Origin of the sequence: Sphingobacterium pedocola (assembly GCF_015209965.1) — a bacterium.
GTDB lineage: Bacteria > Bacteroidota > Bacteroidia > Sphingobacteriales > Sphingobacteriaceae > Sphingobacterium > Sphingobacterium pedocola.
Map to the genome: position 1 here is coordinate 1,490,172 of NZ_MU158689.1, position 22,921 is coordinate 1,513,092.

Annotated in this window: 18 protein-coding genes; 6 read left to right on the plus strand and 12 right to left on the minus strand. The window is 43.0% G+C overall.

Going from position 1 to position 22,921, the window contains the following annotated elements; translation table 11 throughout:
* Positions 1 to 174: 174 nt before the first annotated feature.
* Together C4F40_RS06285 and C4F40_RS06290 are read left to right on the plus strand one after the other, a co-directional pair.
* The gene (locus tag C4F40_RS06285; RefSeq protein WP_196938498.1) at positions 175 to 2,847 is read left to right on the plus strand and encodes a glycoside hydrolase family 78 protein; all 2,673 of its coding nucleotides are present in this window, start codon (positions 175 to 177) and stop codon (positions 2,845 to 2,847) included.
* Positions 2,848 to 3,422: 575 nt separating this feature from the next.
* Positions 3,423 to 3,791 (plus strand): diacylglycerol kinase family protein, encoded by a 369-nt coding sequence (locus tag C4F40_RS06290; RefSeq protein WP_196938499.1) that lies wholly within the window; start codon positions 3,423 to 3,425, stop codon positions 3,789 to 3,791.
* Between the two features lie 59 nt (positions 3,792 to 3,850).
* On the opposite strand, the gene C4F40_RS06295 is transcribed toward C4F40_RS06290, so the two are convergent.
* The 4 genes from C4F40_RS06295 to C4F40_RS06310 form a co-directional block, all read right to left on the minus strand.
* Complete coding sequence (locus C4F40_RS06295) at positions 3,851 to 4,522, minus strand: hypothetical protein (protein ID WP_196938500.1); 672 nt, start codon at positions 4,520 to 4,522, stop codon at positions 3,851 to 3,853.
* A gap of 397 nt (positions 4,523 to 4,919) precedes the next feature.
* Positions 4,920 to 6,644 carry a hypothetical protein gene (locus C4F40_RS06300; protein WP_196938501.1) on the minus strand — a complete coding sequence of 575 codons (1,725 nt, stop codon included), beginning with the start codon at positions 6,642 to 6,644 and terminating at the stop codon, positions 4,920 to 4,922.
* Between the two features lie 4 nt (positions 6,645 to 6,648).
* The gene (locus tag C4F40_RS06305; RefSeq protein WP_196938502.1) at positions 6,649 to 7,722 is read right to left on the minus strand and encodes a FecR family protein; all 1,074 of its coding nucleotides are present in this window, start codon (positions 7,720 to 7,722) and stop codon (positions 6,649 to 6,651) included.
* Positions 7,719 to 8,252 carry an RNA polymerase sigma-70 factor gene (locus C4F40_RS06310; protein ID WP_196938503.1) on the minus strand — a complete coding sequence of 178 codons (534 nt, stop codon included), beginning with the start codon at positions 8,250 to 8,252 and terminating at the stop codon, positions 7,719 to 7,721. The genes C4F40_RS06305 and C4F40_RS06310 overlap by 4 nt, the downstream gene beginning before the upstream one ends.
* 364 nt (positions 8,253 to 8,616) lie before the next feature.
* On the opposite strand from C4F40_RS06310, the gene C4F40_RS06315 reads away from it, so the two are divergent.
* The 3 genes from C4F40_RS06315 to C4F40_RS06325 all read left to right on the plus strand — a co-directional run bounded on the left by C4F40_RS06315 (position 8,617) and on the right by C4F40_RS06325 (position 11,310).
* Positions 8,617 to 9,393, plus strand: coding sequence for a lysophospholipid acyltransferase family protein (locus tag C4F40_RS06315; RefSeq protein WP_196938504.1), 777 nt, complete (start codon positions 8,617 to 8,619; stop codon positions 9,391 to 9,393).
* A gap of 103 nt (positions 9,394 to 9,496) precedes the next feature.
* The gene (locus C4F40_RS06320; RefSeq protein ID WP_196938505.1) at positions 9,497 to 10,057 is read left to right on the plus strand and encodes a DUF4230 domain-containing protein; all 561 of its coding nucleotides are present in this window, start codon (positions 9,497 to 9,499) and stop codon (positions 10,055 to 10,057) included.
* A 149-nt stretch (positions 10,058 to 10,206) separates the two neighbouring features.
* On the plus strand, positions 10,207 to 11,310 hold the full coding sequence (locus C4F40_RS06325) for an NYN domain-containing protein (RefSeq protein ID WP_196938506.1): 1,104 nt from the start codon (positions 10,207 to 10,209) through the stop codon (positions 11,308 to 11,310).
* Here the strand turns inward: C4F40_RS06325 and C4F40_RS06330 are convergent, their stop codons facing one another.
* The 3 genes from C4F40_RS06330 to C4F40_RS06340 are packed head-to-tail and all read right to left on the minus strand — an operon-like array spanning position 11,311 to position 16,750.
* The gene (locus tag C4F40_RS06330; protein WP_231389941.1) at positions 11,311 to 14,454 is read right to left on the minus strand and encodes an error-prone DNA polymerase; all 3,144 of its coding nucleotides are present in this window, start codon (positions 14,452 to 14,454) and stop codon (positions 11,311 to 11,313) included.
* Complete coding sequence (locus tag C4F40_RS06335) at positions 14,454 to 15,956, minus strand: Y-family DNA polymerase (RefSeq protein WP_196938507.1); 1,503 nt, start codon at positions 15,954 to 15,956, stop codon at positions 14,454 to 14,456. The genes C4F40_RS06330 and C4F40_RS06335 overlap by 1 nt, the downstream gene beginning before the upstream one ends.
* A complete protein-coding gene (locus C4F40_RS06340; RefSeq protein WP_196938508.1) occupies positions 15,950 to 16,750 on the minus strand; it encodes an ImuA family protein in 801 nt (266 codons plus the stop codon). The genes C4F40_RS06335 and C4F40_RS06340 overlap by 7 nt, the downstream gene beginning before the upstream one ends.
* Before the next feature lie 54 nt (positions 16,751 to 16,804).
* On the opposite strand from C4F40_RS06340, the gene C4F40_RS06345 reads away from it, so the two are divergent.
* Complete coding sequence (locus C4F40_RS06345; protein ID WP_196938509.1) at positions 16,805 to 17,611, plus strand: XRE family transcriptional regulator; 807 nt, start codon at positions 16,805 to 16,807, stop codon at positions 17,609 to 17,611.
* A gap of 46 nt (positions 17,612 to 17,657) precedes the next feature.
* On the opposite strand, the gene C4F40_RS06350 is transcribed toward C4F40_RS06345, so the two are convergent.
* From C4F40_RS06350 to C4F40_RS06370, 5 genes are all read right to left on the minus strand, one after another.
* Positions 17,658 to 18,620, minus strand: a complete 963-nt coding sequence (locus C4F40_RS06350; protein ID WP_196938510.1) for a helix-turn-helix transcriptional regulator — start codon at positions 18,618 to 18,620, stop codon at positions 17,658 to 17,660.
* A 105-nt stretch (positions 18,621 to 18,725) separates the two neighbouring features.
* Positions 18,726 to 19,013, minus strand: a complete 288-nt coding sequence (locus C4F40_RS06355) for a transcriptional repressor (RefSeq protein ID WP_196938511.1) — start codon at positions 19,011 to 19,013, stop codon at positions 18,726 to 18,728.
* A 12-nt stretch (positions 19,014 to 19,025) separates the two neighbouring features.
* A complete protein-coding gene (locus C4F40_RS06360; RefSeq protein ID WP_196938512.1) occupies positions 19,026 to 20,765 on the minus strand; it encodes a heme ABC transporter ATP-binding protein in 1,740 nt (579 codons plus the stop codon).
* A gap of 8 nt (positions 20,766 to 20,773) precedes the next feature.
* Positions 20,774 to 21,799 carry a FecCD family ABC transporter permease gene (locus C4F40_RS06365; RefSeq protein WP_196938513.1) on the minus strand — a complete coding sequence of 342 codons (1,026 nt, stop codon included), beginning with the start codon at positions 21,797 to 21,799 and terminating at the stop codon, positions 20,774 to 20,776.
* A 51-nt stretch (positions 21,800 to 21,850) separates the two neighbouring features.
* Positions 21,851 to 22,714, minus strand: a complete 864-nt coding sequence (locus tag C4F40_RS06370; protein ID WP_196938514.1) for a heme/hemin ABC transporter substrate-binding protein — start codon at positions 22,712 to 22,714, stop codon at positions 21,851 to 21,853.
* Positions 22,715 to 22,921 lie beyond the last annotated feature (207 nt).

A 22,921-nucleotide genomic window follows, 5' to 3' on the forward strand; every position in this document is an offset into this window, starting at 1 on the left:
AGATGCCTCGATAAAGATAAAAAATAATGCACAAACCTCACGCCACTTTCCGCTGATGTATTATTTAAATAGCATATTGTTAATAAGCGGTATTCTATATATCTTAGTGAAGAATATACGTCTTCTTTTAGGCACCTTTCGGGATAATATTCACTCCTAAAAACAATTAAAACTATGCGTACTATTTTCTTCTTCAGCCTTTTAATGTTAGCAAATGCATTTACAAGTCCGCTTGTTTACGCACAGAAAATCAACGTATTTGATCTAAAAGTGGAACATCAGTCAAATCCCCTATGTATAGAAAGCGGCGCTCCCCGTATGAGCTGGAAATTGCAGACAGCATTGAAGAATACATCGCAAAACTCTTATGAGATTAGGATCGGCACGGACCCTAAAGACATTAAAACAAATAAAAACATCATTTGGAGGGTTTCAAAAAAAACCAGCCAATCTATATTGGTTCCCTATGAAGGCCCCTCTTTAAAACCCGGATGCCGCTATTTTTGGCAGGTACGTGTCACAGACAATCATAATAATACGTCGCCCTGGAGTGAAATACAATCCTGGCGAATGGGAATCACCGCATCAGACTGGACAGCAAAGTGGATCGCACTGCCATCTGCGGATACGACAAAGGCGAGTCCTTTATTTAGGAAAGCATATCGTTTAAATAAAGATATAAAATCGGCGACAGCTTATGTTTCGGCGCGCGGTCTCTATGAAGCCTACATTAATGGACAACGTATCGGAGATGCCTATTTCATGCCGGGCTGGACAAGCTATAAACACCATATACAATACCAGACCTACGATGTAACGGCGCTGCTAAAAAAAGGCGACAATGTATTGGCAGCCATGTTAGGTGATGGCTGGTACAAAGGTAGGATTGGCTTTAGTCATCAAAAGGCATTCTATGGGGATACCCGTGCATTACTTCTGCAAATAGAAGTACAGTACAGCGACGGCAGCAGGGAGATACTTGCTACGGACGGGCAATGGAAAACCGCTGTAGGTCCTGTGTTGGCATCTGACATCTACGATGGTGAAATATATGATGCGCGACTGGAGAAAAAAGGTTGGGCACATCCCGAATATACAGAAGATACCGATTGGCAACCTGTCCGGGTGATGGAATATTCCTATGACAGCTTAGTTGGTATGAACGCCCCTCCTGTTAAAAAACAGGAGCGATTTAAGGTGAAAAACATTACCCGAACGCCACAAGGTGACCTAATTGTTGATTTCGGCCAAAATCTAGTAGGCTGGGTAGAACTTAAGGCCATGGGTGCACAAGGAACTAAAATAACCCTCAGCCATGCTGAGGTACTCGATAAGGCAGGCAACTTTTATACCACCAATCTCCGAACAGCAAAACAACAGAATATCTACCTACTGGATGATAACACCGAACAGATTTTTTCACCGCATTTTAGCTTTCAGGGATTTCGTTACCTGAAGGTAGAAGGCTATCCGGGTGAACTGACACCTGAAGATCTGACGGCAGTTGCTCTTTATTCCGATATGCCGCAAACCGGAACATTCGAAACCTCGAACCCGCTACTCAACCAGTTGCAACACAACATCGTATGGGGACAGAAGGGGAATTTTGTAGACGTACCCACAGACTGTCCGCAACGAGACGAACGACTGGGGTGGACGGGTGATGCTCAGGCATTTTTTAACACCGCAGCCTTTAACATGGACGTCAGCGGATTTTTCGTTAAATGGTTACTGGATGTTCGTGCCGACCAACATGCGAGTGGCAGTATACCATTTGTTATCCCTGATGTGCTTACATCAAATGACGCGGGCGCCGCAGGATGGGGCGACGTGGCTACTATCGTTCCCTGGGGAATGTATTATGTTTACGGTGATACGTGTATCTTGGAAAATCAATACAGCAGCATGCAAGCATGGGTAGATTTTATAACGGCCAAATCGCCACAACATCTCTGGAATAACGGCTTTCATTTTGGCGACTGGCTATTTTACCGTCCAGATGACGATAACGATGGCAGGGCTGCCGTTACCGATAAATATCTTATCGCGCAATGTTTCTATGCACATTCTACACAGCTATTGATAAATGCGGCAAATGTACTGGGAAAGACCGAAGATGAAAAAAGATACAAGGATCAATTGGAGCGTATAAAACAGGCTTTTCAACAGGAATACCTCACTCCAAATGGCAGATTGGTTTCCTCCACACAAACAGCATATGTACTTGCCTTGCAATTTGATATGCTCCCCGAGAATTTACGGCAGCAGGCCGCCAACAGATTGGTGGAAAATATTAGAAGTTATGGCAACCATCTGACGACGGGATTTCTAGGCACCCCTTATTTGTGTCACGTTTTAACGCGATTCGGTCATACCGAGACGGCATACGATTTACTCCTTCAGGAAACATACCCTTCGTGGCTGTACCCCGTAAAAATGGGCGCGACAACAATATGGGAACGTTGGGATGGCATTAAGCCCGACGGTACTTTCCAAACACCGAGCATGAATTCGTACAACCATTACGCCTACGGCGCCATAGGCGATTGGATGTACAAAAATATAGCCGGTATAAATCCAGACGAAGCAGGCTACAAAAAAATTCGAATAGAACCTCGATTGGGACGCGGGATAACAACGGCATCTGCCAGTCTAGATACGCCGTATGGAGTTGTCTCATCATCGTGGAAACTCGAAAACGGAATCTTTAAACTTTCGGTTTCCATCCCTCCTAACACAACCGCTACGGTAATTATGCCCGGACGTATTGCGAATACAAATGGTGGACAAAGCAACAGTGCGATTATAGGATCGGGATCTTATTCGTTTGAATCTGAAATAGAATGACGTCGGAAATTAGAAAGGAAGAAAAAAGTAATCCTCCATGTGGGATATAATCAAATAAGGTAAGCTTTGGAGCCTAGTCTTCAAAGCTTACACAATCATCACCATCATAACCAAGCTCTTGCAAGTCGGTACAGGTGTCATGTTCGAAAATTTCTAAATCTTTTACCATATAACTCTTGTTTTTATTTTACACAATAAACTTCGCAATACATTATGAACTGAAGGTTATATATGTGTGAAATAATTATTAATTCGATTAACAACTTATCAAAAATATAAAATATTGGTAACAATAAAAACAATTTAATGTAAAAATTACAAAAAGCAACTTATTCTGAGATATTTATCCACATCTTCTCCCTTGCTTCAACCACTTACCATCCTGGCGGATTTTAGAGAAAAATGCAACTACGATATGCATCAAGAATGCTAATGCTACTATAGAGCTTGGGATAATATCTATCTGGAAGGCCGACGCATAATCCATTTTGTTAAAACATCTGAGGGGCTTGCAACGTTCTAGTAAGATGATAGTGTTACAAAAGTATTTTTTCAAAAAACTATCGCATTAAGGCATGAAAGACCAAAAGTTTTCGTTATCAAAAAGAATAGCCAGTTTTGGGCCTGCTTTTAATGGGTTGAAGATCTTGCTAAAAGAAGAACATAATGCAACAATCCATATGACAATAGCGCTCTGTACGTTAATAGCAGGTGCTGTGTTCAGGTTGTCGGCATCCGAATGGACCGCGATTATTTTTGCCATAGGGTTGGTATTCGCCGCTGAATTAATAAATACTACTGTAGAGCATATCGCAGATTTTATCTCTCCCGGACAAAATGATAAAATAAAAAAAATCAAGGATATGTCTGCTGCTGCGGTATTAATCAGCGCAACAACGGCCTTAACGATTGGGTTGATTATTTTTATTCCGAAAGTTTTTTAGTCGTATAATGACTTTATAAATTGGTTACCTTAAACATATATTTCTGTCTCAAATCACAATTACTTTCCAAACCCAAATAACAGCTGTACATAGAAATTACGCACTCGATCCGCGGGCGCTCCTGTAACCGTCGCATCAGTTATCTTCCATTCTCTTTCTTTTAAGCCATGGCGATAGCCAATTTTGAATAGGGTTTTGTAAAAATCGGTATTTGGCTTTGCTTTTTTGAAAGCGATGCCGAAGTCCAATGCCTCCCCTTTATTTTCCAATTGTACGCGATTGGATGTACTGGTTAGCAACTCATCAAATGTACCTGTTACCCCTTCTTTAACAAACCGAGCCCGTGTTTCCTCATACCCAATTCCCACTTGCGGACTTATAATCAAATTATTAGCACGAATAGCATTTGTAGAAAGATAGAATCCGACATACGAATTTTTCACATGATTATCATCTTCCGTACGGAAGCTTGAACTGGAAATACTTGTATTTAGACCTAAGATAATATGTTTAATACGATAGGAAAGCCCGAAACCACCTGCCATTCTAAATTTGTCTGCTTTATCTACACCTAACGTTCCCAAGCGTTCATTCAGATTACCGAAATTACTATATTCGCCTCCTGCGGAGAAATAGAACTCCAATGGAGGTAATTGCCGTTTTGACATTTCCTGACTATAAACGGGAAAAATAGATAAGAGAATACAGGAAATTGTAAGTAGCTGCTTCATCGTAACGTTGTTTATAAATTACAGCTAAAAGTAACTATAATTTATAAACAACGGTTTGTATTTTGTATTAAAAATATACTTAAACAAGTAAACATTTCAAACCGGCAGCTATCAACTGGCCTCTTAGATAGGTTTTCTAATGTACCGGCATTTAAATAGGGTACTTCGTTAATTTCATCCTTATTTGTTAAAAATTGTTAATACAACGAGGATAACACACTATTGTCTATAACGCGTCGTTATAGATGTAGTTAAAACAAATGAGTAAAAAATTTCATAATTTCATAAGTTAGGTTAATAATTGGTTTGGTAAAATCCTGAAGTTCCCAGCTTCAGGATTTTTTATTTTCTTACTATTTACCCGTACTTCTGTACTTATTACCAAATCAATCAGATATTAAAAAACATAGGTAATCCCTACCGTACCTCCACCATGGAAAGTATTCCGTTGTCGCTCCTTACCCCATAGTTTCCATAAAATCGCTTTGGAAGCCGCCGGCTCTACTGCTTCAGAATAGTGGAACGATGGGGCGACATACAACTGTAGCTTTTTGGAAACATACACGGCAGGAATGATGCGAAATGATATACGTTGTACATCTTTCGGGTTGAAACGATCACCAAAATTTGTTCTTTGCAACAATTCCGCAGAAAGCGTAAATTTAGGTGTTGTTAGCAGTTGTGCTCCTATACCAAACTCTGCTCCATACTTAAGGATAGGATCATCTAAGTAAAGTCCAAAACCAATCAAGCTATACATTACGCGTCCACCGGATCGAAAACTAAGACCAAAAAATTTACTATCATCTACCCCGGCCGAAAGTTGTTTTGTTCCATTTTTTATCCAATTAAATACACCGATCGGATAATCACTGCTATCGGAAATATTTAGTAACCCGGCGATCTGGATGCCAGATACGCTTTTGGCTATATTAAATCCTCCAGCAATCTGATTTCGAACCTGTCCGTTCGAGCGATTCGCCAAGCCTGCAATCTGGATACCATCTACTTCTCTACCCAAGTTAACGGCGCCTGCTATTTGTAATCCACTTTTAAGGGTATCTACTTGATTCCAAACACCGCCTATCTGCACGCCAGATAGGTTATGCAGTACCACATTACCGACTCCAGCCATTTGTAAACCCTTTACATTTCCCCCTACAATATTAAGCACACCTGCAAACTGGGCACCATCCACATCGTACTGATTTATATTAAGCGCCCCCGCGAGTTCTACTCCGTCTACTCCGGCACTAGAACCTCCGATAATGTTAAGCGAGAAATTATTGACTACTTGAGAATCGAAAAAACCGTGTGTGCTTAACCCAGGGGTTAAGGAGACTTGAACGGGACTGTACGCAAACATTCCCCCTAGGTTAAGGCTTTGTATTTTTTGAGCGGAGCTGGTAAAGAAATTTCCAAAGAAATTGTTATACACCGTCTTACCCGCACCATTTACCTGATAATACCCTACCTTCCGTTTTTTTAACGATCTATAGGCTTCTACCGGCAGCAGCAATATTATCGACGTATCGCGGTAATTTTCTTTACTTAGGGCAATCGCAACCAAATTTTCAGAATTTTTGATATCGAGCGCAAAAAAGCCGTTCTTATCCGAAAGCGTAGATGCACGAAAGGCCTCTCTTTCGTAAACACTGGCATTTGCAATTGCCCTATTGGTACGAATATCTTTAATATATCCACTGATCATCGCCCTGTTACTCTCCTTTGAAGAAATATTAGCTGCTACATCCATACGCTCCGGTGCATAGGAAATTAAAATATGGGATGTAGTTTCTTTAAAGCTAAATCTTTCGCCCAATAACCCGGTGAGATAGTCAATAAGCACTCCATTATAAGATTTTTTGTTGACGAGGCTATCAAGGTTTACCAAATCGCTATTAAAAGAAAAATAAAAAGATTCTTTCTTACTGAGACTATCAAATATCTGGCGTATACTGGCACGTTCGTACCGAGGGATATCGACTTGCCTGGATAACTTTCCTTGCGCCCAGACCTGATTATAGGTCAGAAGTATACCGAAAAATACAACAAAAAGTTTTGCCTTTCTAATAATATAAATGATCAACTTGATATCTCTGATAAACTTGAATCTGGACATGTTATTATTTAATATGGTATTCGTTACCGCGCTTTTCTACTTTTAGATCAAAGGTTCGCACGATCACATGGATAATTTCGGAAATATTCTGTTCCCTAAATGTGGCAGTAAGCAAAAGCTTCTCGTGTTCAGGATTATCCAAAACAAATTGTTGATCATAGGCCCTACTCAAGACATTCATTACGCGTGAAAGTGGTGTATTTTCAAAAATAAACTCCTGATGTACATAATATTTATAGAGTTGATCTGGCACAGTGTCTACTTTGACTTTAGTATGTACTGTATCTTGGATAATTAAGGTCTGCTTGGGTGTAAGTACCAATTCTTGATCAGCATAATTTACTTTTACAGAACCTGTTGCAACGATAACTTCTGTTTCTTGTTTACCGCGGCGAACGTGAAAGCTGGTACCTAATACAGTGATCGTTGTCTTACCGGTTTCAATTATAAAGGGCCGTTCCATATCTTTCTTAACATCAAAAAATGCTTCTCCTTGAACAAGATTAACCCGCCTGTTTCTGTTGAACAAACTGCTACGATAGCTTAATTCGGAACGCTTATTCATGCTAACCGCACTCCCATCGGGCAACTTACTGTGCTGCGTATATGATCCTGTTTTGAAATGTTCTTTTTGATTGTACGATGAGGTGATCAGAATAGGAAAAAGAGACACGATTGCAACGGCAGCAGCTATTTTCCACCATCCTATCGACATAATCTTTTCTATTGGTGTTAAAACCCTCGCATTGTACTTTTTATCCTTCAAATTTACAAAATTGATCCAGGCCCGATCGATATCTACTTCTGCCGGCGGATTCATTTCTCTACCTAACTCCCACGCCTTTTTCATATCCAAATATTCGTTCTCATGATCTGTATCTTCTTTAAGCCATTGTTCTACCAGGTAACGTTCTTCCATTGTTCCCTCTCCCAAAATATATTTAGTGATCAACTCCTTTTTCATATCCAAATATTCGTTCTCATGATCTGTATCTTCTTTAAGCCATTGTTCTACCAGGTAACGTTCTTCCATTGTTCCCTCTCCCAAAATATATTTAGTGATCAACTCCTTTTTCATAACCCAAACATTAATGTTAATACTAAAACGGTTAAATAGTCCACCAGATAGATCCGCAGATGCCGAAGTGCTTTGGTCATATGTCCCTCTACTGTTTTTAAAGACAAATTGAGCTCATTTGCAATTTCCTGATTCTTCAACTCTTGAAACCTGCTCATCTCAAAAACCGTTCGACATTTCTCTGGCAAATGCGATAGCGCTGCATGTAATTGCTTCTTTAACTCGGTATCGCTACCATCATTATATCCTTCCGCAGCCACATGTTGTGACTGATATGTTTCGTACTGCTTTTTCAGTCGATTCCGCTTCAATAGGTTTAGGCTTTCGTTGTATACTGCCCGATATAGGTAAGCCCGCACGGAAGTATGGATCAACTTCTCCCAGTCTCTCTCCCAGAGCTTTAAAAACACCTGCTGAACTACTTCTTCAGCAACATCCGTATCCTCAAGAAACCGATAAGCGTATCCATGCAATTCACGGAAATGCATGCGAAATATTTCTTCAAACTTCTTCTCTGTTTGTAACGACATATTTAATTTTACTTCGTTAATAGCGACTAATACGATGTACTGTTTCGCGGTTTAATAGTAAGACAATCAAATTCCGGAATACCCTTGCGTCTCTCCATTTTTTTTATTAATAACTTAAAATATATAAACAAGGGTAAACGTAATTTCAATTGTCAAACTTAGATAAATTTGCATTTAGATGTTGTTAGATATGCGTAGAATAAAAATGATAATTATTTATAGCGGTAATCTTAAAAAAGCTTTTTTATGTTTGTAATTATCTTCTTGCTTGGCTTTTCCTGCCTATTTTTTGCGATACTTTTCTATCTATTATATACGTTAACGAGGTATATTCAAGAAAGTGTGGATTAAAAATCTCATCTTTATGCAGATAATGGATAAAATATACAATTTCTTGGGATTCTTGATTGGCTCGGTTTTTCACTATAGATCACAGGTAGCCGTGCAGAATCTAGCAAGGGCATTTCCAAACGCCTCCTATGGGGAAGTAAAGCAGTATCTGCTTTCGTTTTACCGTAATATGGGGCGGGTACTGTTAGAGAGTATATTTCCTTTCCTTCCTAAGCCCATTGTTGATGCAGCAGCAGTCGAACATCTCCAACAGATACACCATAGTAATAGAAACATCATCTTAATAATAGGACATTATGGAAACTGGGAAACGTTGAATAAACTGCCCATGCAAATCGATATCCCGATTCAGGCATTGTATAAGCCGATAAAAAATAAGCTTTTAAACGGTATTGTGATGAAGCTGCGCGAAAACTATGGTGCGCGAATGATACCAGCACAACACGGAATACGGACATTAATTAAAGAGAAAAATAACCCGAGTATTACCTTATTTGTTGCAGATCAGTTTCCGGGACATCAAAACGGCCTGCCTATGCAGTTTCTGAATCAAAACACGTGTATGTTTACCGGGGCCGAAAAGGTGGCCAAAAAACTTAATGCCTATGTGGCGTACGTAGAAATGGAAGCAACCACGCAGCATCGGTGGAACGTAACGTTTCGGACTATATGCGATTTTGCCGCAGAAACAGAAGATGGCTTTATTACGGAAGTTTACACGCGATACCTGGAACGGAGTATTCAGCACGATCCATCCTGGTGGCTTTGGACACACCGGCGTTGGAAATAAATGGCGTATAATATATTTAGTATAATATATTTAGTATAATATATTTACGAAAACTTTACAGTTCACTGCATACTATTGGTCTATATTTTGAGTCTGTTATTATATGATGAAATTTTTGAAAGTTATAATCGTACTGGCTATTATTGGGGTATTAGGCTGGCTGGTATTTAACCAGATGAGACCAACTAACCGGGTAGAAACCAGCCATCAGCTTTTGGTTGAACGTATTGAGGCCATGGGCAAGCTGGAGTTGGTGAAATACCGTTTCAGTGATGTGGTGGAGCACAAGAACATAAGTACCTTCTTACCCGATGCGAGTGTACTCCTTATTATAAAGGCGGATGCCGTGGGCTGTATCGATCTAACAAAGCTTACGGCAGATGATATCCGTGTTTTTGGAGACTCGGTAGCCATACAGCTGCCTCAACCGGAGGTTTGCTACGTGAAAATAGACCACAAAGCATCAAGAGTATATGATACAAAAATGGCCTTTTTCAGGGAAGCTGACCTGGTGGGAGAAGGCTTTAAAGCCGCTGAGGCAGAAATAACCAAAGAAGTAAATAAATCCGATATGCTCCAGCAGACGAAAACAAATGCGATTAACGTATTCAGACCGCTCTTGCAGGGCTTAGGTTATTCCAAAATAAGCTTATCATTTAATTAGATTAATCGATAAACCAGTCTATTTCGTGCTGTATTCCGTATATTTATCCAATGTTTAAAAGCGCTATATTCCCCCTAGGTTGATTATTCCATGCAAAATTAATAGCTACTTTGGACAAATATTTATAGCGCTATCTAAAAAATTGAACCATGGCAGAACAAAAAGATCTAAATATTGCTATCCTAATTGATGCGGATAATGTGTCGTATACCAAGATTGAAGGTATTCTCAACGAAGTAAAAAGATATGGCATCCCGACGATAAAAAGAATTTACGGAGATTGGACCAGCTCGTATGTAGTGGGTTGGAAGGAAAGCTTACTCATACATGCGATCACCCCTATTCAACAATACAGTTATACACAAGGAAAGAATTCTACGGACTCTGCGTTGATTATCGATGCCATGGATATATTGCATTCTGACCGTGTTGATGGTTTTTGTATTGTATCAAGCGACAGTGATTTTACGAGATTGGCTACCCGGCTTAGGGAATCCGGCAAACTCGTGCTGGGTGTTGGGGAAAGAAAGACACCGAAACCTTTTATCGCATCGTGTGACAAATTTATTTACGTGGAAATATTAGATAAAAGTAAGGTGGAAGATCGTCTTGAAAATACGGTCAATACGAAAGAAACCGCACAAAAGCAGTCCCCACTCAAGAAGACTGAGCCCGTAATAGATAAAGAGACGCTATCCCTCTTAAAAGATACCGTCAACGATACGGCTGATGAAAGCGGCTGGGCCTTTTTGGCTGAAGTGGGCGGATTGATTATGAAAAGAAAGCCCGATTTTGATCCGCGTAATTATGGTTTTATGAAATTATCCCAGTTGTTTAAATCGTTAAAATCTGATTTTGAAATTGAGGAAAAGAATACGGAAAAATCAAAAATAAAACACATCTATATCAAAAGTATCACGCATAAATCCACACGTTTATCCGATACAACCCCAACACAAAAGGCTCCTCATGGCATTATTCCTTCGGCAGGAAATAAGATAACAGCCGACGACGTACGCAAAAATCAGATTCGGATCACAAAAGATGTAAAACCTTTTTTCCCCAGCAGTAACCAAAAAATTAAAGTTTTAATCCGAAATGAATTCGAATGCACTTTTTCCCATCGCGGAGAACGTCCGCATGTTTTGCGTTTAGGAAAGGAGGCGGCCAATGAATTGGGATTAGCAGAGGGAATTACCCTTGCCTTTACACGGATCGATGACAGGTATTATAAGATAGAAAAGGTAAGTTAATTATTTAAAATTTCTTCCCTTATAAAAAACAGCATCTGTTTCTTCTTCATGGGTTTGCAAGTTGCGCAACCAATTGTTCATATTGTAACATCTCGTTACGACTACATGAATAACTTCTCCTTCTACCTGAATTTTGCCGTCAACCATAAAGAGTTTTGACTGTAATATTTCACGCCGGTATTTTTCAAACACCTTACCCCATAGCACGAGATTCGCAAATCCTGTTTCGTCTTCTATCGTTACAAATAATACCCCTTTGGCTGTACCGGGCCGCTGTCGTACCGTAATTATTCCGCAGACTTTTACCGGCATTCCATTCTTTACTAGGTTTAACTTTTCTGTTGGCACGACGTGTAAAAGATCAAGCTGCGGGCGCAAAAAACTAACGGGGTGCGCTTTGATCGAGAGCGACGTCGTGGCGTAATCCTGTACCACATGTTCACTGGCTGTCATCAGCGGCAGTATGATCTGTCCTTCTTTCGTGCTTTCTGAAGGTTGTCCCTCAAAAAGGGCTATTGGTCTATCCTTTAATGCGGATACCTCCCATAAGGCCTGTCTTCGGTCTAAACCCAATGAACGAAAGCTATCCGCATCGGCCAGTCTTTCCATGGCTGCTATCGCTACAATAGAAGCCAAAGCTTCCACCGTACGGTAACCCGCCCCACGATGCGCAATCAACAATTGCACATCCTCTTCTGAGAGCCCCTTGACCTGCCTAAAACCAAGACGCAAAGCATGGTGCTTTATGCCAAATTCACCTTCCAACGTATTGTCCCAGTGGGAGTGATTGACATCTATAGGCAATACCGTAATGCCGTGATTTCGGGCATCACTTACCAGCTGAGCAGGCTGGTAGAACCCCATAGGTTGGCTATTGAGCAGGGAGGCGGCAAAGATATCGGGATAATGGTATTTGATCCAACTGGATACATATACCAATAAGGCAAAAGAGGCCGCATGGCTTTCGGGGAAACCGTAACTACCAAATCCTTCCAGCTGTCGAAAAACACGATTGGCAAAATCTTCGGAATACCCTTTACCGACCATCCCATCCACCATCTTCCGATGAAAACGGCTCACCTCCCCTTTGGCTTTGAAGGTAGCCATGCTCCGCCGCAGCTCGTCTGCCTCGGCCGGTGTAAATCCCGCAGCCACGATAGCAATCTCCATAGCCTGCTCCTGAAACAACGGCACACCTAACGTACGCTTCAGGATATGTTTGATTTCTTCGGAAGGATAATCTACAAGTTCTTCTTCATTACGCCGACGCAGGTAAGGATGCACCATATCGCCCTGTATGGGTCCCGGCCGTACAATAGCTACCTCAATAACCAAATCGTAAAACTCTTTAGGTCGCAGGCGTGGCAGCATAGACATCTGCGCACGGCTCTCGATCTGGAACACCCCCAGTGTGTCTGCATGGCTAATCATGTCGTATACCTTAGTGTTATCCTGCGGGATATTGGCCAGGGTAAAATTTTCTCCATAATGCTGTTTGGCTAGATCAAAAGCCTTACGGATACAGGTCAGCATACCTAATCCCAATACATCGACCTTCAGAAAGCCCAATGCCTCCAGGTCATCCTTATTCCATTCCAGATTCGTACGTCCTTCCATACGGGCCGGGATAATCGGACAGAGTTCGTGCAACTTCCCCTGCGTAATGACAAATCCGCCCGTATGTTGCCCCAACTGCCTGGGAAAGCCCATAAGTTGTTCCGATAGCTCCAGTATTTTACGAAAATGGGGATCGGCCGGGTTGAATCCCTGCTCGACAAAGTGCTCCATCTCGAGTGTTGTATCCCAATGGGAGCCTATGGCATTGGAAAGACGGCCAAGCGCGTCCATAGATAGCCCCATCGCTTTACCCACATCACGTATCGCTCCTTTGGAACGCTCTTGGGTTACGGTCGCCACAATTGCTGCGCGGTCACGTCCATATTTTTCATAGATGTACTGGATCACCTCTTCCCGTCGCTCGTGTTCAAAATCCACGTCGATATCCGGTGGTTCATCTCTGGCATCCGACATGAAACGGGCAAATAGCAGATTGATTTTTGTAGGATTGACTGAGGTGATCCCCAAACAGTAACAGATCGTAGAATTGGCTGCCGAACCACGTCCCTGACAGAGGATACCGCGTTCGCGGGCAAATCGTACATAATCATATACAGTTAGGAAATAAGAAGCATAGTTCTTTCGTGCAATAAAATCAAGCTCCATCTCAATGGTTTCTTTTATCTTCGAAGGAATATGATCTCCAAATCGAGTAGCAGCTCCTTCCCAAGTCAATTGATTCAGTTCTTCTTGTGGTGTACGTCCATCTGTCGTTAATTCTTCGGGATACACATACTTCAGTTGATCCAGCGAAAAACTACAGGCATCTGCTATTTCTGTGGTACGCGTGATAGCATCGGGATAAGCCCGAAACAGACGCTCCATTTCTTCCTTGGGTTTTAGGTAGCGTTCGGCATTGGGATGCAAACGAAATCCGGCATGATGAATCGTACATTTTTCCCGTATGCAGGTCAGGATATCCTGCAATTCGCGGCGCGATGGTTCATGATAATGTATATCCCCCAATGCCACCATGGGTGTGTGAAGCCGTTGCCCCAGTTGATTGATCCGAAACAGTTTTTTGGCATCATCTCCCCGGTAAGTACGTGATGCACCCAGATAGAACTGATGCTGAAGCGCATCCCTGTATTCTTCAATATGCTGGACGAATTCGGGCTCAAGTTCAAATGAGGGTGTCAACTGATCAGGTGGCAGCGCGATGAATTTGATACCTTGACTATGGGCATATACATCGGCCTTATAGAGGTAACATTTTCCCTTCTCGGCACGCAGATTACCGGTAGTGAGCAAGGTTGAAAGCCTTCCATATGCCGCTAGATCTGTGGGGTAAGCCAATAAACCAGGTCCATCCAACAAATCAAGCCGACAAGCCGGAATAAGACGTATCCCGTGCTTACGTGTGGCGACATGAGCCCGCACGATCCCCGCCATGCTATTCCGGTCGGTCACTGCCAATGCTTTATATCCAAGCTGTGCAGCCTGTTCCACCAGTTCCTCCGGATGGGAAGCACCGCGAAGAAAACTGAAATTGGTGGTTACCTGTAACTCTACATATCCAATAGTCATCACGCAAAAAATCCATGCAAATACCATTGATGAGAACGGTCATCGCTATAATGCCCTAAGCGGAATAACCAATACCGTCGCCCTTTCTCATCCTCTACATAATAATAATCGCGATGTTCTCCCTGATCCATCCACCACTCCCGCTCAATCCGTTCGGGACCATCTGCCTTTTTGATCATATGCGTCTCTCCTTTATACCGGAACAGCATCGGAGGATAATCCGGAATAGGCGCCGTTACTTCTATCGGCTGAGGTATAGCAAGCAATTGCGTAGGTCGTGGACGTTCGGTAGGCCAAGAAATGGAAGGTTGTTCTTCTAGCGATGCAGCCCGTTTCACGCCCCGTTCGGGCCAATGGTGCTCATCGGGCAGATAACGTCGGATCGATTCCTCTCCTATGCGGCCAGCTATCCGATCCAGCAGATGGCCAATTTCTACACGATCAAAGGCGTTATCCTTATTCCACAGTCTTTCCTGCTCCACATGCAGTTCCTCCACAACCGGTGCTTCTAAGACAAAAAGCTCAATCCCTAATCCCGGTGCTATATGAACGATTTTCTCGTTGAATAACCGAAATACATGTTGCCTATCGCGCGAAGGGCGATTGGTTCCAATGGCAATTTCTTGAACCTTACCATCCATACGGAATGATTTGAAGACCGCTTTCCGCAATCCCTGACCTTCTTTCAACAGCCGATCGGTTAACGTCTCCAGCAGATGCTCCAAAGCAAGCTCTATTGCTTTTCGGGTGCGCACCGGTTCCATGCAGGGAAGCCGTTCCTGATAGACGACTACCGGACATACCGGTTCCAGGTATTCCGGACTTGTGCCCAATGCCTGCCCTATACGATCAAGCAACTGTTGCCCGAAACGACGACGTAAGGTCGTCGCAGGTAGGTGTATGAAATCACGAATCTTTCTCATCCCCAGCTTGTACATCCGTTGGGTAACAGCATCATCCAATCGTAGTGCTGCCGGTGGCAGGGGCAATAAAGCCGTCAGCAACTCGCCCTCCACAATGATCTGTCCCTCTTTTCCATAGCGCGAAACAGCCCAGGCTATCCCAGGAGTATCTGCCATCGCAGCACGTACATGATATCCGCCAGCTTTCATCTTTGTTGTAATTTCGTTTAGATAATCCCCCTCTCCTTTCCAAAGGTGCGTACAGCCATTTACATCCAACAGTAACCCATCTGGTACATCCACACTTACTAGGGGTGTATAACGGAGACACCATTCTCCCAAACGGCGGAGCAATTTTTCGGACATAGTGGCATCAAAATCAAACACCGAGAGATTAGGAAAGAGCGCTTTGGCATCAGCCAACACCATGTTCTCCTTAATTCCTTCCGCCTCCGCTTCCGGGCTTACGGCGCGGATCAGCATTCGACCTTTTTCGGCTATGGTCAGCACAAAAGGTTCGCCCTGCAACTCAGGCCGACGAATTACCAGTCTATCCGTGAGCAAATACGGAAACCAAATGGCGACATATCTCTTTACCATGTTCCTGTCTGCGTATAAACATCTCCCTTAGTTACCACTTGTGCATCTAGATAATGGAATTGTCCTGCAACCCAACAAATCTGCCAAGTTCCCGGTTTACCATTTCGGATCTTTTGCAGTTCCACTTGCCATACTGGCCGGCCGATGCCGGGTAGCCCGGTATCGGCACTGCTCGGGAGCGGTCGAATATACCAACGTGACACGCAGGCCACATTTTCAATCCGTCTGGGGCGATACCGATGTAGAAAACCCGTAACCTGGCTCTGCTCTACCGCAAGCTGCAGCCTTCGGGAAGCTGTCAGGTCCATATCCCGGATTTCGCCCACTACCCCCGCTAAAGACGGACATTTTAATGCTTCTTCGATGGCCCATAACGCATCCTTCTCCCGCGACACCTGGATGAATATCACCCGATCTGGATCTATACCAAAACCTTTAAGCGATGGCGGATACAGCTTGTTGCCTATACTTACCCATACACAAAGTCCTTTTTGTTTCATCAGCATCCCCATCAGGCAAGAAATAAATCCGCTGGATGATGCTGCGGCGGCTGCATCACTGCTAATAAATTCATGAATTGCACCTATCGGAAATATTCCTGTAGGAAAGGATTTATCCATGAGACCAAGATCGGAAAGTGGATTATTGCGGTCACTTGGCACAACGAAACCCTCTGCTGCAACAATCATCCTGCGCAGTTCCTCGATTCTCTGCTTTTTATCCAATAAACCTTCCATATCCTCATTTTTTGCAAATACGCAAATCTGCGCATTTGCATCTAAGCAAAAATTCATTTACATTTGTCATTATAAATGACAAAATAACGTCACCAATAATAACAATACATAATGGAAGATGCAAAACTTTTTTTCAACACGAATCTGCGTTTCCTAAGGAATCGGAAAAAATTCAGCCAGGAATACCAAGCTCAAGTGCTTGGTTTTACACGCAGTAAGTATACCGCGCTGGAAAACGGAAAGACAGAGAATCCGCCACTTCTAGACCTCATAAAGATTTCTGATTTTTTTAAAGTGCCATTGGACAGCCTCCTTAAAGTAGACCTGAGCCATTGGAATGAATTCGACCTGCGTAAAATGGAAACAGGTGCCAAAGAATATATCTCCGGTAACAATCTCCGGGTACTATCCATCACCGTGACTCCCGACAATAAGGAGAATATGGAGTACGTGCCGGTTAAAGCCAAAGCAGGGTACGCTGCAGGACATACAGATCCTGATTACCTGGCAACATTACCCAAATTTTCCTTGCCCAATCTCCCCGCAGGAGCGACCTATAGGATGTTTCCTACTTCAGGTGATTCCATGCTTCCCATTCCCGAAGGAAGCGATATTGTGGCTTCCTATGTGCAAGATTGGACTACACTCAAAAGCAACAGCCTATGTATTGTGATTCTAAAAGGGGAACAGGATTTTGTATTTAAACAGGTAAGCCTACTCGAGGATGGAAAAATACGGCTCACCTCATTGAACAGCAACTACCCCCCTTTTATAGTGCCCGTGGATGAAGTATTGGAGCTGTGGCAGTATGTACGGCATCAGACCGATAGTGTCCCCGAACCAGAAACCGATTTACAGGAAATAAAACAACTGTTAATCGATATGCAAAAACATATCGGCAAGTTACCAACGGTTTAATTGATTAACTGGATATTCGTACGTTTCGGATCCTCTTCTGGCCGCGTTACATTTTCAATTCACCGGGAGATACCCCGTAGTATTTCTTAAAGGCGCTACTGAAATTATTCTGATGCCCAAACCCGGTAAGAAGAGAGACCTCATACACGGTATTCTGTTTGGTCAGAAGAAGAATACGTGCTTTTTCCATCCGTATTCGCGTGAGGTAATCGTGTATCGTCACGGAGAAATATTCTTTGAAATCCTTACGCAGCTTGCTTTCGCTCATCATGACAGCAGATGCCAATTCCTTTTGCGTAGGTGGATTTGCAATACGTTGCTCCAGGATCTGTCTTGCCATTTCAAGGCGCTGTATATCCTCCGCGTTGAATACCTCAGCCGCTGGTGTCCCCTGTTCGTTATATTGTTCAAACTGATACATCAGCAGCTCAACGATGCGTGATTCCGTATGTAACCGCCGGATCTCCCCTGATTTTTTGGACTCAATCAATTCATGGATCGTATGCTGCATTTCATACGTCGCCATCAGGTCTTCTTCGGCGTAAGACGTATAATACCCTTTTTCAATATTTTTTACAAAATCACGGTGTAAAAGCGAATCCCGCTTAATGAGGTTCAAATAATATTCCTTAGAGATCACAGCGATGAAATAACTGTACTGTACATCAGTCTTCATCTCATGGGTAGATTTTACGGCAGGAATATATCGGATATTATGGCGGCTCATGCCGTAAGGTAATTTACTATCCGCTGTCTTGTAAAAGATAAACTGACTGGTAATGGCCTCACCTTCCACCTCGGTATAGATATGTACCGGTTTATCAAAACTCATTTCCGTGTAGAGGATAAAAAGACCACTGGTAGACAACTGGTAATTCGTCATGGTAATGGGATCCCGTTTAATCTCTATCCTCTTTTCGATCAGCGGCTTATCGGGTATATAGCGATCCGGTATCTCTTCGATAAAAAGCCATTCATCTAACTCTTCAATTTTACTCTTGATCAACATATAGCAGAATATTCCAATATTTTCAGGTTAAAGATACATTATTTTTTGCCAGAAAACGCAGTTATTTAAAATCTTTCTAAATAAACAAACTGTTTAAACGTCATTTCAATGTGGCTTAACTGCGATCCGAAAAAATTTCGTTCGGTCGCTTTCCACTTTCTTTTCAACGATCCCAGCACTTACAAGCAGCCGCAAGGTCTGATAGATACAACTTACGCTTACCGTTCTTTTCATACTGATCCAGAGGTCTACGGCATCTATCCAATCCTTTTGCTGCAGGATGTGATTCAGAATGATGTGTCTTTTTTTGGAGTACTGTAACTGCTGTTCGGTACAGTAGACCTGCAATAAACGGTGTATCTCTTCCTGTACAGATATTGTCATACTTTCCATAATGCATCAGATTTAAATCGAATTCTTTATTTGTTCAGCCTGTGCTTCTAAAACATAATCCGCGCAGACCGGATGAGCAAGTAATTTCTTTTCTACCCGAAACTGCAGGGCAACCGTATCGTTCACAGCATATAGGCTGAATGTTGCCGCATCCGTATCTGTTTCATTTTTTTCCAGCACTATTTTTACCCCTTGCAGCCTATCCAGTGTAATCGTGCAATCGGGATAGATAATCTGGTAGCGCTCGCCCTGGTCGACCAAAATCATAATCCGGCCTTCATACGCATATACCCCTTCTGCATGGATCATCGAACAGGATGCTGTTGTTTTCTGCGCAAAAGATTGGGCTACGATCCCTTTCCACACCGAAAGTGCAATCGACCTGTTGCCGTAAACCGGTAGACTAGGTACCGAAACCGATGAGGACGAATCCGTATTTGTTTGAAGCATATCCTGGTTGAGGGATTTATAGCGTGTACGCAAAGCCTCAAATTCCGCCCTATTACTGCTCCCTTCTATCAAAGCCACCTTATGGAGAAGTGCCCCTTTTTCGTCAAAAAACTGAAAACTTTGTCCCCATTCGTTACATACGGCAACGCCAACTTTCCATTTCGTGATATCCAGTATCATGCGATAAGCGCCATATTGAACAATCCAGGTTCGCTGATTCTGATCGCGTATCGGGAGGCTATACATTCCTTTAAGCTCCATATAACCCACTTTATTATACACGATAGAATATACCGCGCCCAATTTCACAAATTCCGTGAGCAGTGTACCAAAGTCAGGAATAAGCACGCTGATCTGCTGCGGATAAGCCATTTTGAGCAATTGCAATTCCGATAGTCCCATTTCTACTGCCACTTCATCCATCCTATAAAACGGATCTGATTTATAATCCTTTATACAGCCATCGATCAGCTTATCTGCATGTGCGGTATGTGGTAATTTCGTATTAAACTGATCCGCATCCAAGAACAGTTCTTCCAACTTGACAATAGGCTGTAATGTCTTTGTATCGATCGATACATCCGCCTGAACCGAGAATACCGTGTAGATATTCTGCTTCTCCATCACTTCTATCGGTGTACCCTCACACCATTTGCGGCCGTTTTTGAGCATGAGTATACGATCGCTATATAAGGCCGCCAGGTTGATATCATGCAGCACCACCACGACCATAAGCCCTTTTCTGGATAGGGCTTTCGTGAGGGCAAGTACCTGTTGCTGAAATTGTAAATCCAGTGCGGATACCGGTTCATCCAATAAGAGCAGGCTATCCGGATTATCCCAGATCTGCACCAGTACACGCGCCAATTGTACCCGTTGCTGCTCACCGCCCGATAGGCTAAGGTAAGAACGGTCAGCAAAATTACTTATCCCACACACGTCCATTACTTCGTCTACGATTTCGTGATCGTGAGCCGATGGCACCGAACGGTAATGCGGATACCTTCCCATCTGTACAATTTCCCGCACTTTGAAGGCCATGCTCATATTGTTGTGCTGCGCCAACATAGCTCTTTTCTTAGCCAGTTCTATGGGGCTGTATTGCTGAAGCGGTTTCCCCATCAAACTCACCTGTCCTTCCGTAGGCACAGTATCGCCGCATAATAAACGCATCAGCGAAGATTTTCCGGCTCCATTAGCCCCCAGTAATGCCAGCACTTCCCCTTTGCGCAATTGAAAGGAGACGTCTTTAAGCAGCTTCCTGCCCTTTACCTCATAAGTTATTTTTTCGACACGTAGCATGTGTATTCTTATTCTTCCGTTATTAAAATATACAGGAACACCGGTGTACCCAATAGCGCCGTAATCACACCTATCGGCAATTCAATCGGTGCGACCAACACACGGGATATGATATCGGCCATTGTGAGTATTAAAGCTCCAAAAACTGCCGAAGCAATCAATACGTACCGGTGCTCTACCCCACCCAATAAACGTACCGTATGCGGTACGAGCAATCCAACAAAACCGATGATACCCGATACTGCTACCGACGCGCCCACTGCCATCGTGGACAAGATGACCACCCATCGCTTGACCAGATCGGTGCGCATACCCAATAGATCGGCCTGGGCTTCCCCTAGGGCAAATGCATTCAGCGGTTTACTAAAAAATGGTAAAATGAGCAACGGAATGAGGATAAAAGGAAAGATCGCCATCACATTGTCCCAGGTCGCTCCGCCTAGGCTTCCCAACATCCAAAACGTAATGGTCCGCAACTGTTGTTCGTCTGCTATGTAGGTAATTAATCCGGTCAATGCACCGGCGAAAGCATTGATCGCAATACCTGCTAACAACATCGTCGTTACCCGTGGCCTCCCTCTCTTTTTAGAAAGCTGATACACTAAAAACGAGGTCAGTCCCGCTCCGATAAAAGCCCCAAAAGCCAATAGATAATAACCAAGCAACTGGCTGAGTCCCACAAACAGGATAGCTTCAAAAGCGATGATCAATACGGCAAATAGGGAAGCTCCTGCTGATATCCCTATTAAGCCAGGTTCGGCCAGCGGGTTGCGGAATATGCCTTGTATAGCCGCACCGGATATCCCCAGCGCAGCACCGACCAATACCCCCAAAAGCACCCTGGGGAACCGGACGATGTACAATACATCACTATAGGTTTCATCGACCTGTATATCGCGCAGGAGTCCGACTTTCTGTACCAGTAGTATCAATACATCCCGTACCGGAATCGAAAACGCACCGACTCCCAATGCCACAATTATAGCGACCAGCAACCCTGCCGTTAATATCCAGACAATGCTATGTTGTTTCATTTAATTTATATCTTATTTAAAGGCTGATTCGCGTATTTGCAGATTTGCTGTTTATTTTTCATATATCAAGCTGTTAAGTTTAATAATAGCTTCAGGAAGGCGTGTGCTGAAATTAATCAATAAAGGGCCGTTCATCTGTATAATACGTTTGTGTTTACCGGCCTCGGTTGTCCGCACTCCCGGCATCTTGAGTATGGCATCCTTCCCTCCTAAGCTGCTCAGTCCAAAATCGAAAAGCAGGATGACATCGGGATTAGCTTTGACCAGGGATTCGGTGGTATACGGTTTGAAATCCGCAAATTCCTGTACCGCATTGCGGGCCCCTGCCAGGGTTATTATTGCATCAAGGCTGCTACCTTTACCAGCTACACTCATCGTACCTGTACCCCGTGCATAAATAAACAGCACTTTCGCTTTTTTTCCGTCGGCTTTTTTGGCTACTGCATCTTTTACCGCCTGCAACTCCCGCTGTACCTTGGCGATCAGCTCTTTTCCTTTATCGTCTGCATGTAAAGCCTGCGCAACGGCATCTATATAGCGTATGGCGCCTTTCTCCGAGAATTCCTGCTTGATCTCTACCACACGGATACCGGCGGATTTCAATTGGCTCATGATTCCCGCGGGCACATCACCTGCCGGAGCCAGAATAAGATCAGGACGATAAGCCATAAGTCCCTCAGTTGAAACCGACCTATTCTTACTTACCCGTGGTAACTGCGCTGCTTCGGCCGGCGATACACTCGTTACATCGGTAGCAACAATAGATGCCCCATATCCCATCGCATAAACGGTCTCCGTCAATGCACTGCTCAGTGTAATGATGCGTTGTGGAACTGTTGCTACAGCAGCGGACACCCACCCGATAAGAAAAAAAACAACTGTTATCCGTACCTGTATAATTCTATTTTTCAACATATTATATAAATTGTTTTTACGTTGATTTTGTCACCCTGACACCAGGAAGGATCTTCTCCATCTCAACAGTATTAAAGTACAAATCAATCAATAATAAGTCTAAATAAAAATTTTAAAAATACGAATACAATGGAGTAAAAAATAGTAAAAACAACAATAAAATACTCAATTACAATTATTTAACAACAAAATACCCCTGTATTAAAT